We start from the raw sequence: 14045 nt of genomic DNA, 5'->3' as shown, positions 1-14045 counted from the left end.
GATGTCACGTCTCCGCGATCTGGAGCTCATCCGCCAGGGAGGCGATCTCCTCGATGGCGGCGGCCAAATCCTCTGCGCCGCGCGCCTGCTGCCGGGCCGCGGTGGCAGCTTGCGCGGATGCGTTTCCGGCCTGTTCGGCCACTGCCGCAACCTGCTGGGTCCCGAGCCTGACCTCACGAACGGCGCTGAGGATCGTCTCTGCCCCGGACAGAATGGCCGCACTGCCATTCCGGATCGATCTGACATCCGCCTCGACCGCCCCCAGCCTCTCGGCCATCAGGGCGTTCTTGGCAACCTCCGCCTCTGCACTTGATGCGCTTTGCTCCAGATCGCGGCGGACGATGATGATTTGATCCCGGATCTGGCGAACCACCTCCTTGATACGATCGCTGTTCTCGGATGCATCGCGGGCCAGAATGCGGATATCCCCAGAGACGATCGCGAAGCCGCGCCCCGCCTCCCCGGTTCGCGCTGCCTCGATGGAGCCGCTCACGGCCAGCATATTGGTCTGGACCGCGACGAGAGCGATGCTGTCGACGATCTTCTCGATGCGTCGGCTGGCCTCGTTGAGACCGCCGATCACTTCGATGACGGCCCGCATTTCCCGCAGACCCTGTTCGACGCCTTCGGCCATCCGCAGCGTCTCCGAACGGTTCTCCTGGATGGCTCCGGCCAGAGCCTCGATGCGCTGGACGGACGTGCCGGCGGAGTCCAGGGACGCAGCCGTGGCCCGCTCGATCTGTTCCATCGCAGCATTGGTCTGCTGGGTCGCGGCGGCCTGCATCTGCGCCCCCCGGCTGATCTGATCGACTGCGATCATGATCTCGCCTGCGGCCCCGGACAGTTGCTGAATAGCGGCCGAGAGTTCCTCGGCAGCAGATGCAACCTGCTGGGCGGCGGCCGATCCTGCGGTGTTCGCCTGAAGATCATCGGCCAGGGCCGCCAGTTCCTGAGCAGTCTGCTGGCTTTGATCGAGAGAGACGCTCTGCTGCTGCACGGCACGCTGAGCCTCGGCGGCGGCGGCAGCCTGCTCCTCGGCGGCGCTTGCCACCTGCTCCGCCCCGCGCTGCGCCTCGCGAATGGCCGTCTCGGCCTCGATGGCGGCGATCAGGATCGACTGGCTGCCCTCGGACAAAAGAGTCATATCGGCGCGAATTCGGTCCAGACCGGATACGACGGCCCGACCCGTGCGCGCTTCACCGGCTGCCGCTTCCGCCGCGCCCCTGATCCTCCCGGCAACCGACCGGATCTCCGTGACGATGCCGTCGGCCAGGGTCTGGACTTCTTGGGCGCTTTTTTCGGACGCGCTGGCCAGCGCGCGGACTTCATCGGCAACGACGGCGAAGCCGCGGCCGTTGTCCCCTGCCCGGGCGGCCTCAATGGCGGCGTTCAGTGCCAAAAGGTTGGTCTGATCGGAAATATCGCCGACCGTCCGCGTGATATCGCCGATTGCGATCGCCTGCTCCTCGAGGAGTTCGATCACATCGACCATCGCTTCCTGCCGTGCTGCATTCGTCGTAACGGCCGCCACCGAAGCGTCGATCTGAGCCCCCGCCTCAATCAGGAGGCTCTGGAGACCGGCCGTTTTGGATTGGGTGGCCTCCGCATGCCGCCTGGCTTCGGCGAACGATACGCCGAGGCTTATGACGGCCGAAAGGGATTGCTGCGAAGCCCCGGCCGCCTCCTCGGCCCCGGAGGCGATCGACTCCATCGCGCGGCGCAACTCCTCAGCAGCCGATGAGGACTCAGTCACACCGCTGGCCAGTTCCTCCGTGGCGGCCCCGATACGCTCGGCGGCCTTCTGCTGTCGGGCACGGACCCGCTCATGAGCCCGCCGCGTTGAGTTCACCCGTTTCAGGGACGCGGGTTGGTCCGACGGAACCGGAGGATCGCCGTCAATCTGACGGAGTGTGGCTTTGCCCGGAAGATCGGTCGTCTTAACCAGTGCCATCGATGGCCTTTGAGGTTTCGTAACAGCGTGGGAGGGCCTGATTTGACGTGCTGGCCCTATGGTCATCCCGATCACATCAACCAGAAGCGGAGCGATAACGTTTATAGGTACTGCTCCCCCGCTAGCAAGCTGCCATACGGTAATTTCACCTCCGTGATATAATGTTTCAACAAAGCGGGTTTAGAAGACAGGCGCGGCGGGTTGTCTTCATTTTGGGCCGCTCACGGACGGGCAACTGCGCCGCCCCATGATCGTCCGCAGGATTCATGTTCCTGCGGGCTCGGGCTGAACATGCCGCTTGGACGCACTCTCACGAACACTCAACAGTCCTCCCGGCGTCCCGACATTGGCAGCCTGCTTCTTCACTTTGTGATCCGACCCGGCGATTGCAGGTTCCACGGCTATCGCGATGCGAGCTGCCAATATCGCCCTGCCACGACAGCAACGGCGGCAATTCCGACGATGGCTCCCGCTCCACTGACGCATGCATCGACGACTCGGCTCTCCCGCCCCGGCGACAGGCCCTGGAGCATTTCCAAGACAATCCCATAGGTCACCAGCGAAGCGGCGATCTGCATCCGTTTCTCAGGGTAACTGAGCGCGAACAGGACAGCGGTTCCACAATAAGCAACGAAGTGCTCGACGTATCCCGGCGCGCTGGTACGGGTTTGGAATTCATCTGGGACGAGCGACAGGTAAGCAAGAATTGGCACGCACAGCCATGCGGCGGCGCGGAGTATGCGGCGGTTCAGAGCGTTCATATGCTACTGCCTGTAGTAAGAGAGGTGCCGGTCGCCGATTGTCGTACCCGATCCCCTCTTCACCTCACTGGCTTTCGGGACATGAAACCGAGCAAGGACCGCGGCTGAGAAGCATCCCATGGTTTGCCGCCCGATCGATCATTCTGGAACTCGCTGGACCATGCCCTGCTCTCATCCAAGCTCCTGCAGAGCAGGGCACGAACGAATGCAGGATGGATCAGGACGCCATCTTGTCTTCGTTCACGAAGGAACTCAGCGGGTAGTTGTGGCACATCCTGGGATGCTTCACGAGAGACACGGCATAACGATACTTGCCGGATGCCAGTGGCGGAATCGAGTCTACGAGCTCGAATTCGACATTGCAGCCATCTCCCATCACGCGCTGGAACGATGTGCGGATGTCTTCGAGAGCACAAGCGGGTGGAGTTGCCTCCGTGATCAACTTGATCAGTATGGAGTTGTAATCGGTCTGGATGACCTGAGTTTTCTTCAACCAACCGTCGTTGTGAACCTTTCCGAGGAAGTGCATGAAGAAATTTCCAGGAACCGTCGAGCCGTCCGCGCGCACAAAGGTATCCATGATGCGCCCCGTCACCGTCTGCAGCTTCTCCACCGACGGCGTGGGGTATTCCGTCAATGCGCCGACAACCGCCCGATCGCCGATGCGATAGCGTATGATCGGCATCGTATAGTTCGTCATGCATGTGACAAGCACGTCGCCCTCTTCGCCCGGTTTGCAGGGCTCGCCACGCTCGTTCACCACCTCGACCAGATGTGTGTAGGTAAAGACGTCCATTCCTTCGCCCGCGACCCGCTCTCCGGCGAAAGTACCGACCTCGCGCGAACCATACCGGTTGAGGACAGAACAGCCAAAAGCTTTCTCAACTTCATTTCGAATGAATGGGTAAAGCGTACCGGCGCTGGTGACGACACCTCTGACACTTGTAATTTTGATACCATGATCATTGATGTAGCGAGCCAGTTCATAGACGCTCTCGGCGTAGGCTTCGATCATAACGGGCCGAACCTGCTGCATGATCTTGGCATACCGCTCCAGGTCCAGTTGGCTCATGCACCATGAATTCAGGAAGGTCTTGTTGCGTATGAAGTTGGACAACCTGTTTCGCCAGCCCGACGTTCCGAGCAACACATCACGCTCTGAACCCCAAAGCGTCACGTAGGGTTCGCCCGAATCCCAGCCAGCCCAGCGCTGCAGCATCACCTGGGTCGATCGACCAATCTCGTCATAAAACCGGTCCTGCAGCACGACGACGGGAATTCCAGAACTTCCGCCCGAGCCGTTCTTATACCAGGGGCGTGTGCTGTAATCCCGACTCTTCAGACGCTCAAACTCGTTGTGCAGATGATCGCGCGTCAATTCCGGAATCTGAGAAAAACGTGTCAGGTCAACGTGATCACCGTCAACAACGCCGGCCTGGCGCAGCAAATCCTCGTAGTATGGTACGCTGCGAGCAGCATGGATCAACAATTGCTTGAGCTGTTGAGCTTGGGTCGAACGCCGCTGCGTGATCGGCCACGTATAAAAATCGGACAGAAAGGCAACATGGTTCGGAACAGGGTTGCGTGTGACATGCGTGTCGTAAAACCCCAAGATAGGCCTACGCCAATTCCCCATGATCTTCGCGCCTCTCATGATTCATGTAAATTTTAGCGATGTGGCCGAAAAACAGAAACGAACTCAGGTATTACTCCAGAATAATGTCCGCCGGAACGACGGGCGGCTCGACGCGCGCCGCCCGTCAGTCGCTGGTTCGGGCCACTAGAACTCACCACCACAAGGCTCGCCGGCATCTCGAAAGGCCACCACGGTCGCCCAGCGGCACGAGGGAGACTGCAACAGTGGAGTGAGCCTGATCGGCCGCTCATCACGGCCACGGGTCTTGTCTCAGGATCCATTAAGGCGGGCCGTCTTGTCTGCGTTCGGGTCTACAGCCCTAGCCGCTGCCCGGTAAGCACGAGCGTCGGTGTCAGCATGCTCTTTAGGTGCACTCCCGAAGAGAGACTACATGCAGTCTGGTTTGATGGTACCCTGCCGGGGTTGTGGCTGATGTTTGCCGACGAGCGGAGGAAGTGATTACCGTCCGTACATATGATGCTCGTCTGCGATGTAGAGCGATCTGGACAAGCAATCAGAACCGCAAACCGAATATCGAATGCGACAGCTGGCGTTTCTGACATCTGCCCGACGATGCGCCGAACGTCACGACCATTCAAGCCGAACATGGCACGGGAAAGGGTTACAACATTGTCGATGGTCGCGGAAGAAATGCCTAGAGTGCACACCGGTGACGTTGAGAAGGTGCGCTCCGCCGCAGCTCCTCCAAGACCGATAGCAATCATTATCGGGCAGTTTAAGCATGGCGGTAGCGAACGCCAGCTCTATACCTTCTTGTCGTATTGTGACCGTAACCGCTGGAGCCCGGTTGTCTACGTGTCGGGAGAACTCGGTTTCTGGGAGGAGCCGATCCGCAAACTGAATATCCCGGTCGTACTCCTGACGGGTGGCCCGCTCGCGAAGATGTGGCAGTTCAGAAAGCTTTGCATTGCCCAAGGTGCGAAGCACTTCTTCTCATGGTCTTCCTACACGAACGTCTATGGACTGGCTCTGGCCGGACTCGCTGCTCATCGGGTCGGATCGTTCCGAAATACAGGATTCACCGACCTGCCATCACGCTGGAGACGGATCTGGGCATGGGCGAGCCTGGCAGGAATATCGACAGCGGTCTGCAACTCGCGGCGGACAAAAACCGAAATATCGCAGCGGAGCGCGCCCGCGAAGCAAGTTGTCTACGTTCCGAATGCCATTCAGGTCTTTTCTGACGACAACTTGCGATCCTATCGCGAGGCCTGGCGTCAGAAGCTAGGCTTGTCCGACAATGACGTGCTCGTTCTCGGTGTCGGTCGAGTCGAACCTGCCAAAAACTTCAAGCGTTTTGTCGACGTTGTACATCAAGTTGTCGAGCAAGTTCCCATAAAGGCCGTCGTCGCAGGCCGCGATCAGGGAGATTTGCCAGCTGTCAAGGCGCACGCGGATCAGCTCGGTTTGCAGAAGTTTATTCAGTTCCCTGGATTGGTCCCGGACGCCCGCGAGCTGATCTGCGCCGCTGATATCTTCCTGTTGTCGTCTGATCGAGAAGGCATGCCGAATGTCGTCTTGGAGGCCATGGCGGCTGGTGTGCCGTGTGTGTCAACAAATGTTGGCGCCATCGATGACGTGATAGAGAATGGGAAGACAGGCTTCATAGCCGGGATGGATGTGCGCGCGCTGGCTCAGCATGTGCATCAGCTGGCAGTTGATCCCGCCTTGAGACAGCTGTTCGGAAGTCGCGCACGGGACGCAATCAAGAGCAAGTTCCAGCCGGAACACATCGTGGGAGAGCTCTGGACACTGTGCGAGGCAAGGATCGGTCGCTAGGAAACCCGTTGTGGCATCTCCTCCCATCACACGCCGAAGAGTGAAGGTTCGAGCGGAATAATCGAGACTCCGCGTATGGCGGATTGGTCAGCTTGAGGACATCATTGAAAGAGTTACATCAGGAGTTTCGCATGGAGGCACCAATACGCGTCTTGATGATTACGTCCGAGTGGCCGACGGAAAAGAGTCCCTTTGCTGTTCCTTTTCTCGTGCAGCAGGTGGATTTTCTGAGGCGCGCGGGCGCCGACGTTGATGTGTTCTTCTTTCGCGGTGCAAAGAATCCTCTCAACTATGTCAAAGCCTGGTGTAGATTGCAGTGGGAGTACAGATCCAAGTGGAAGCAGTACGATCTGATTCACGCCCAGTTCGGTCAGGCCGCATTGATCCCTTGGCCGAAGAAGCTGCCCCTTGTCATCACCTTTCACGGCGTCGACATGCTGGGGCAGCTTTCGGACACAGGACAGATGACCTGGCGTGGAAAACTGCTCGTATGGCTCGGCAGGCTCGCCGCTCGGTTTGCGGATGCAGTGATCATCGTCTCGAACGAGATGAGGCAAAACCTCCCGAAGTCCATGACTCTCCACATGCTTCCGACAGGAGTCGACCTGGCGTCGTTGCCTGAATTGTCGAAGGACGAGGCGCGCCGGCAGCTGAGCCTTCCTGCCGATGAGCGGCTCGTCCTCTTCGTGGGCAATCCGAAGGACCCCTTGAAGCGCTACGACCGGGCACGCGAGGCGATTGATGCTCTAAACAGAAGGTTGCCAGTCACGCTCGTGCTCGGATGGAATAAGCCGCACGGCGATATCATCAAGATGATGCATGCCTGCGACGCTCTCATCGTGACGTCCCTGCAGGAAGGATCTCCCACGATTGTCAAGGAGGCTCTTGCGTGCAACCTCGGCATCGCTTCCGTGATTGTCGGCGATGTGGTCGAAAGGTTGGCAGGTATCGAAGGGTGTGAAGTCGCTGCGGATCACGCACCCGAGACGATCGCTGCCGCCCTTGAAAAAGTTCTACTCCATGGGGGAAGAGTTAAGGGTCGCGAGGCAATCCAAGAACTCGATGAACGTGTAATAACGGACAAGCTCATGCGGATCTACCGTGGCGTCACGAGGCACGGTCGTCCGACCTACCAGCTAAGCGATCGGCCGTTCGTCTCGACCGAAAGAAGATAATCCGGAGCCCCTGCGGGTGCCGCCGCTGCTTTGACCAATTTGAACCAATCCTGGAGGTTATACTGATGTGCGGCATCTTAGGCGTTGTTAGCCTCAGCGGAGAGCCCGTCGATACTGGCGTTCTACAGCGGATGAACGACCTGCAGTCCCACAGAGGCCCCGATGGAGAAGGCTTCCTGCTGGGATGGTTCGACGGCGACACGTCGAGCCAGGTCTTCGTTCCTCAGATCGCACAGTACGGTCTCAACAACGCGGTTCAAGTTGCCTTGGGACACAGGAGGCTGGCAATCCTTGATCTTCTGGACCGCGGATTGCAGCCGATGGCTACCGGCGACGGGCGCACCTGGATCGTCTTCAATGGCGAGATCTACAATCACCTGGAGCTACGCGCCGAGCTCGAGCAGTGCGGATATCGGTTCAGGAGCCGCACAGACACGGAAGTCCTTTTGACGGCATACGAGCACTGGGGACAGGATTGCTTGTCGCGGATAGAGGGAATGTACGCCTTCGCGATCTGGGACGGAAATCGCAGAAGACTATTTTGTGCTCGCGATCGGTTTGGGATCAAACCCTTCTACTATGCCTTAAAGGACGGCTATTTCATTTTTGCGTCTGAAATCAAGGCGCTTCTCGCATTCCCGGGCGTCGAGGCAGTTGCCGACGACGAGGCCGTGCTTGGCTTCCTCACGCACGGCAACTGCGACTATAGCGAGCGGACCATGTTCCGCGACATCAAGGCGCTTCCAGGTTCACACTGCATCGATATCGATTTGGGTACCGATACGTTCATGCCGCGGTCCTATTATCAGCTGAACCCGCAGACACGATACGATCTGTCGGATGAGGATCAGATCGGACGATTGCAGGAACTCCTTGTCGACAGTGTCCGAAAGCATCTGATCAGCGATGTTCGGATTGGGAGTTGCCTCAGTGGAGGCCTCGACTCGTCGGCTGTGGTCGCGTTGGTTGGAAAGATTTCGCGTGAAAACCCCGAGGCGGCGGGAGCAATCGGAGACAAACTCCACACCTTTACATCCTGCTACGAATATAAGGAGCTTGACGAGCGGAGCTTCGCTCGAAGCATCGCGGACTCGGTCGGAGCCAGATCAGAGCTCGTGTTCCCATCCGCTTCGGACTTCTGGGCAGACTTCGAACGACTGACGTGGCATCAGGACATGCCGTGCGGCAGCCTGAGCTTCTACGCGCAATGGCGTGTTATGAGAGCGGCAAAGGAAGCCGGCGTCAAAGTCCTCCTCGACGGACAGGGTGGAGATGAGGTGTTCGGAGGCTATGCGAAATTTCGATACGCATATATGGCCTCTCTCCTTCGATCTGGCCGCCTCCCGAAATTGTCGAGCGAGCTCTATGCCATGATGCGCCAGGGAGACCGTTACGTGCTCGACTTGCGCAACGGGTACCGCTACCTGCCAAAGAGCTTGCGCCAACTGCTGAACGTCGACTCGGTTATGAAGAACGTCATTCGAACCGATTGGAGCAGCGCCGTTTCAGATCACAGCTCACCTGCTACACGTTGGTGGCGTAACGCCTTCTCTCACAGGAGCGACGGCACGAAGGATTCCAGCACGCTGATGCAGCGGATTCAGCTCGATGATATTCTCGTTGACACCCTTCCGCAACTCCTGAGATTTGAGGACCGCTCGTCGATGGCGTTCTCAATCGAGGCACGTGTCCCGCTTCTGGATCACCGCCTTGTCGAACACGGCATCTCGCTTCCGGATCATCTGAAAGTGAATAACGGCTGGAGCAAGTTCGCCGTTCGTAAAGCAATGAAAGGCTTGATGCCGGAGGCGGTACGAATGCGAAAGAGCAAACTGGGTTTCGCAGCACCCGATCGCATATGGCTCTCCGATGATCTCAAGCCTCGGATCGATGAAATGGTCAAAGGGACGATGCGAAGCGAAAAGTACATCAATTCGGCAGCCTTAAGGCAATGGCACGCGTCGTCGAGGATCGATAAAGGGAACAAGGAGTCCTATCTGGGGCTGTTTCGAATAATGTCTCTCGAGACGTGGATGCGCACGTTCAACGTGTCGTGCTGAATCGACTTGCCACTGAATGGGCCTCTTCGAGCCAAGTCTCCAAATGACATGAGCTCACTCATCGACGTCGTCCCAGGGCAAGAGAGATAGATAAATTCAGGGAGATCGAAATGCATAACGTGATGCCCCAGTCGAGGGAGGCGAACGACATCAAGGCCGAAATGGGCCGCGCGTTTCGGCCCGTCAGCGTCAGCATAATTATGCCCGTTCGCAACGAGGCGAAGCATATCGGACAATGTCTCCGAGCAATCCTGGCACAGGATTACCCGTCCGAGCTGATAGAGATCATCATCGCTGATGGGCTGTCGACGGACGATACCCGTGCCATCATCGCGAAGCTGGCGGCTGATCACCCTGAGACCCGCATCGCGGTGCTGGATAATCCGCTTCGGATCGCCCCTTCGGCCCTCAACCTTGCGATCGCCCGGTCGACGGGAGATGTGATCCTGCGAATCGATGGCCACACGTTCATCGCTTCTGACTATGTGTCGCAGTGTGTAGCCGCCCTGCAGACGTCAGGCGCCGACAACGTCGGAGGTGGCACGGAGCCGATTTGCCAGGGCCGTTTTGGCGAAGCAGTGTCGCTGGCCACCGGCACTTCCTTCGGCGTCGGACATGGGCGTTGGCGTCTCGCCCCGCAGGAGCAATGGGTGGACACGGTCTATCTCGGGGCTTGGCCACGCCGTGTCTTCGAGGAGATAGGTCTGTTCGATGAGGAGCAAGTTCGAAACCAGGACGATGAATTCAATTATCGGTTGCGGGAGCATGGTGGATCGGTTTTGATGAGCCCGCACGTCAAGTCGAGCTATTACAACCGCAGCACACCGCGCTCCTTGTGGCGCCAATACTACCAATATGGGTATTGGAAGGTGCGTGTCATGCAAAAGCATCCAAGCCAGATGCGGGCGCGGCAGTTCATCCCTCCACTCTTCGTCTTGACGCTGCTGCTCGCGGCGGCACTTGCGCCGTTCACAAGCACTGGCCTTTGGATGCTCGTTCTGGTAGCCGGCTGCTACGCGGCAGCTAACATCATCGCCTCCGTCTGGGCGGGACGGAACGCAGGCCTTGCCATGCTGCCTTCGCTCATGGCCGCATTCGCGATCCTGCATGTCTCCTATGGGTCGGGGTTCCTGGTCGGGTTGGCTCACTTCTGGAACCGCTGGGGGCAGCACGGGCGAGTCAAACGCCTCGCAGCTGGCCCCGATCGTCCTGCGTCAGCGGAGTGCCTCTAGAGCCATATTCGGCAAGGTTGGTCTGCTGTAGCGAACTCAATTGCACCGCAAGAATGGAAAGAGTTGTTTCCACTCTAGTGGAAGAAGCTCTTGGTCTGAGAAATGACCAATCATCTTCGGTGTGAAGGAAGCAGCGGACTAGCGGTCCGCTGGGACTGCACGACGTCTCAATTCACGTCGACGATAACTGGATCCGTCGAAGTTCCTGAATCAGAGCGCGGCAGGTGGGTAATCGTGTACCGATACTTCCCTGAAGGCGATGCCGGAATATCGTCGACGAAATCGAAATCAATTCTGCAGTTTTTGCCCATCACGCGCTGCAGCGTATTCCGGATTTCATCGAGTGCATGGTCCGTCGGTGCTGCTGTCGTGATCATCTTGATCATGATCCTGTTGTAATCTTTCTGAATAACCTGCGTCTTCCGGATCCACCCGGAGTTGTGAACAACGCTCAGGAAGTGCATGAAGAATGTCGCGGGCACCGTTGATCCATCCTCTCGGACGAGAGCATCCAAGATGCGTCCGGTGACGGCCTGGAGCTGGTCGACCGAGTGAATCGGTATGGTTGCGGCGGCTCCGACAATCGCCCGGTCCCCCAATCGGTACCTGATGAGCGGCATCGAATAATTCGTCAGGCTCGTAACTAAAACATCGCCCTCCTCACCGGGCCCGCATGGATGACCGTTTTCATCCACGACTTCCACCAGATTGACGTATGAAAACACATCAAGCCCTGAACCAGACGTCGTCTCGGCCGCGATGTCTCCGACCTCGCGCGATCCGTAACGATTCAGCACCGGACACTTGAACGCATTTTCCACCTCGTGCCGTATGAACGGATAGAGAGTGCCAGCACTGCTGATAACGCTTCGGACGCCGTCAATCCGCGTGCCAGTCTCATTGAGGTAGCGGGCAAGTGCGTAGATGCTTTCGGCATAAGCTTCGATGACCGCAGGCCGGATCCGCTGCAGCGTCTCTGCATAGCGTTGCAGGTCAGCTTTGGTCATATTCCAGGAATTGAGCAAAGTCTGGTTGCGAATGAATCCGGAGAGCTTGTTGCGCCACCCTTCCGACCCCATGAGAATGTCACGCTCGGAGCCCCAAAGCGCGACAAGCGGCTCCCCAGAGGCACGGCCCGCCCATTCATAATGCAGGTCCTTCACGGCTCTGCCGATATCGTCGTATGAACGATCCTGCAAGACCACGACGGGCTCGCCCGTACTGCCGCCGGTGGTTCTCCTGTACCAGCTCCTTAAGTCGAGGTCGTCGCTCTTCAGATGCTCGAATTGGTCGCGCAGGAGATTACGGGTCAATTCCGGGATCTGTCCGAACCGTGAGAGATCCACCATGCCGTTCCGAACCACCTTGGCGTTATGCAGAAGTTCTTGATAATACGGAACGTGGCGCGCTGCGTGACGAAGCAATCCGGTGAGGCGGCGGAGCTGGACCTGCCGGCGCTGCTCAACGGACAAGCGATGGAATGCGTCCAAATGCGCAACGTGTTCTGGTATTGGGTTCTTTATGATGTGTGAGTCATAAACCGCTAGAATGGGTCGGCGCCAATTGTACATGAGTGATCCTCTGGCGTAGCATTTCCGCCATTCGATAGTTTGTCGGACGTCAGGCCCGGGTGGCTTGGCGTTGGATGAACAGATGCGGAAATGCCCTCATAAGACGCCGCATCTCCCGATTTATTCCACCGGATTGTCTTTGGACCAACACACAGGCTCCTGGCACCTTGAACCTCTCCAGAAAATTGTCGAAACTGCTGGCTAACTTTGACTTATTTTCCTGCCGATCGAAGCTGCTTTCGGTATCATTACACCTTTGGATGATACAAGCGGGCCTCCGGATGCTCACGCACGGACCGTAGCAGTCAAAGCGATGATGCAGGCCAAGCCGGACAAGTGGATCACGTGTACGTGAGCACGTCGGCGAGTGGCTAGGGAACCTCCTTGGCACGGGGGCCGTAAACTCGACCCTTCGAACGCCGCCAGAGAATTTCCGTATGGGCGGCGCCGGTTGAGTTGATGAGAGCCGGCTGGGGATCTGTTCGGCGCCGCGGGGAGTTATACATCCAGCGATGGCTGCACTTCTCGACTCGCCTTATCGAACAGGCGGAGGGCGAAGTAAGCCAGCTCGGCGTCGCATCAACCGGGGATCAGCGTTGCCTTCCCCGAGCACGACGAACGAGCTGCCAAAGATCGTAGTTTGACGGTCCACTGGATGTACACCCAACTGCCAACTTGCGGTAGGTGTCGGCGCTGAAGGGGATATTATGCACCTGTTCGTGTGCACCACCTTGGCTGGAGCTTCTGCATCTAGCCCTCTGCCCTCAAGAGGGGGTCAATAGCATGGCCGAGGCGCGCGTCGGCATTCGCGTTGCCGATGATCGACAATCGGTGACGATCGAAATCGGCCCCAGCTCGGAGCAATCAGAACCTATCGCTCTGAACCTTGATCAACTTACCCAGATCATCAAGCTGCTGGGACAAGCCAGGGCCCTCATGGTCGAAGACGAGCAGAAGCGGCCGCTCGATGGAAAAACGGTCGAAACTGTTATTGACCCACCCTGGTACATCCAGGTTGCGCAAATCGACGGCTCACTTCTTGCATTTGACCACCCGTCCTATGGACCGCTCGCATTTGCCCTCCCACGAGCTGATGTGATCAGGATTGTCGATATCCTGAGCAAACATTTGGCTTATGCACAGACCCAGCAGGAAAAGCCAAGCTAGCTGAGTAGCCATTTTCTGGCTGCCTGTCGTCATGGAGCAAGTGGGCGGAAGATCGGACGGAACTCCGCAGACGTTTGCGTGTTTCCGGGAGGAATGCAGGCCCTGCGGATGTTGGTGTCCTGCGGGTTCGAAAGCGTTCATCGGCTCAGGTTCTTACGCCCTTGAGGGACCCGTCCAGCACCACAAACAGATATCAGAATGGGCGTTGGATGGAGCAGATGCGTGCGAACAATTCAGTCGCAACCCGAGTGAAGCCGTTCGGGCAGCGAGAAGTCCCGCAAAATGACCCGGGGTCGTGCTCTACTCTTGCAGGGTTGAACAATCACGTGAGACGTTGATCCGAGATCAGCATGCATTTCCGTCGAGGAACCAAGCGCACGGCCCACGAGCGCCAGATGCTGCGACTTGCCCGGCTTGGCTAGCGGGATAGTAGCCCCGGATGGCCGGGGCTACTGGGAATCATAGCGACAGTTAGATGACGACGAAGTCAGCGGCCGTCATCTTCAGGGCAGCGTCCACCTTGGCGAACTTGATCGCCGCGCCGGTGCCGGAGCCGTCGGCGTCGTACGACAGATCGCCCGTCTTGCTGTTGTAGATGATGCGGTCCGTGGTATCCAAAGCCTTCTCGCCGATCACGAACTTGCTGGCCGCCAGGGTTCCCGTCGATCCGAGCTTGGTGAAAACCGAGTCGT

At 58.2% G+C, this 14045-nt stretch carries 9 protein-coding genes and 1 pseudogene; 5 read left to right on the top strand and 5 right to left on the bottom strand.

The window, feature by feature from the left end; translation table 11 throughout:
- Positions 1–4 precede the first annotated feature (4 nt).
- The 3 genes from KBI52_RS17470 to KBI52_RS17460 form a co-directional block, all read right to left on the bottom strand.
- Positions 5–1951 carry a methyl-accepting chemotaxis protein gene (locus KBI52_RS17470; RefSeq protein WP_210809019.1) on the bottom strand — a complete coding sequence of 649 codons (1947 nt, stop codon included), beginning with the start codon at positions 1949–1951 and terminating at the stop codon, positions 5–7.
- 401 nt (positions 1952–2352) lie between these two features.
- Positions 2353–2712, bottom strand: coding sequence for a hypothetical protein (locus KBI52_RS17465; protein ID WP_173945597.1), 360 nt, complete (start codon positions 2710–2712; stop codon positions 2353–2355).
- Between the two features lie 217 nt (positions 2713–2929).
- A complete protein-coding gene (locus KBI52_RS17460) occupies positions 2930–4324 on the bottom strand; it encodes a phenylacetate--CoA ligase family protein (RefSeq protein ID WP_210809017.1) in 1395 nt (464 codons plus the stop codon).
- A 630-nt stretch (positions 4325–4954) separates the two neighbouring features.
- Between KBI52_RS17460 and KBI52_RS17455 the strand changes: the two genes are divergently transcribed.
- From KBI52_RS17455 to KBI52_RS17440, 4 genes are all read left to right on the top strand, one after another.
- Entirely contained in the window at positions 4955–6148 is a 1194-nt protein-coding gene (locus tag KBI52_RS17455; protein ID WP_210809014.1) for a glycosyltransferase, read from the top strand.
- Between the two features lie 104 nt (positions 6149–6252).
- Positions 6253–7323: a glycosyltransferase family 4 protein gene (locus tag KBI52_RS17450; protein WP_210809013.1), complete on the top strand. Its 1071-nt coding sequence runs from the start codon at positions 6253–6255 to the stop codon at positions 7321–7323.
- 65 nt (positions 7324–7388) lie between these two features.
- The gene (gene asnB / locus KBI52_RS17445; RefSeq protein WP_173945593.1) at positions 7389–9383 is read left to right on the top strand and encodes an asparagine synthase (glutamine-hydrolyzing); all 1995 of its coding nucleotides are present in this window, start codon (positions 7389–7391) and stop codon (positions 9381–9383) included.
- Between the two features lie 110 nt (positions 9384–9493).
- A complete protein-coding gene (locus KBI52_RS17440) occupies positions 9494–10615 on the top strand; it encodes a glycosyltransferase family 2 protein (protein ID WP_173945592.1) in 1122 nt (373 codons plus the stop codon).
- 167 nt (positions 10616–10782) lie between these two features.
- Here the strand turns inward: KBI52_RS17440 and KBI52_RS17435 are convergent, their stop codons facing one another.
- Positions 10783–12087 (bottom strand): phenylacetate--CoA ligase family protein, encoded by a 1305-nt coding sequence (locus KBI52_RS17435; RefSeq protein WP_173945591.1) that lies wholly within the window; start codon positions 12085–12087, stop codon positions 10783–10785.
- Positions 12088–12969: 882 nt separating this feature from the next.
- On the opposite strand from KBI52_RS17435, the gene KBI52_RS17430 reads away from it, so the two are divergent.
- Entirely contained in the window at positions 12970–13353 is a 384-nt protein-coding gene (locus KBI52_RS17430; RefSeq protein WP_173945590.1) for a hypothetical protein, read from the top strand.
- 471 nt (positions 13354–13824) lie between these two features.
- Here KBI52_RS17430 and KBI52_RS17425 read toward each other — a convergent pair.
- Positions 13825–14045: pseudogene (locus KBI52_RS17425) on the bottom strand (calcium-binding protein); the annotation flags it as partial.

The organism is Microvirga sp. HBU67558 (assembly GCF_018069605.1).
Lineage (GTDB): Bacteria > Pseudomonadota > Alphaproteobacteria > Rhizobiales > Beijerinckiaceae > Microvirga > Microvirga terrae.
The sequence above is the reverse complement of the archived record's forward strand: the minus strand, read 5'-3'. Positions and strand labels throughout refer to the sequence as shown.

Coding starts and splice junctions, on each gene's coding strand:
- KBI52_RS17465 (WP_173945597.1), bottom strand. CDS start 2,712: ATGAACGCTCTGAACCGCCGCATACTCCGCGCCGCCGCATGGCTGTGC.
- KBI52_RS17470 (WP_210809019.1), bottom strand. CDS start 1,951: ATGGCACTGGTTAAGACGACCGATCTTCCGGGCAAAGCCACACTCCGT.
- KBI52_RS17430 (WP_173945590.1), top strand. CDS start 12,970: ATGGCCGAGGCGCGCGTCGGCATTCGCGTTGCCGATGATCGACAATCG.
- asnB (WP_173945593.1), top strand. CDS start 7,389: ATGTGCGGCATCTTAGGCGTTGTTAGCCTCAGCGGAGAGCCCGTCGAT.
- KBI52_RS17440 (WP_173945592.1), top strand. CDS start 9,494: ATGCATAACGTGATGCCCCAGTCGAGGGAGGCGAACGACATCAAGGCC.
- KBI52_RS17455 (WP_210809014.1), top strand. CDS start 4,955: ATGGCACGGGAAAGGGTTACAACATTGTCGATGGTCGCGGAAGAAATG.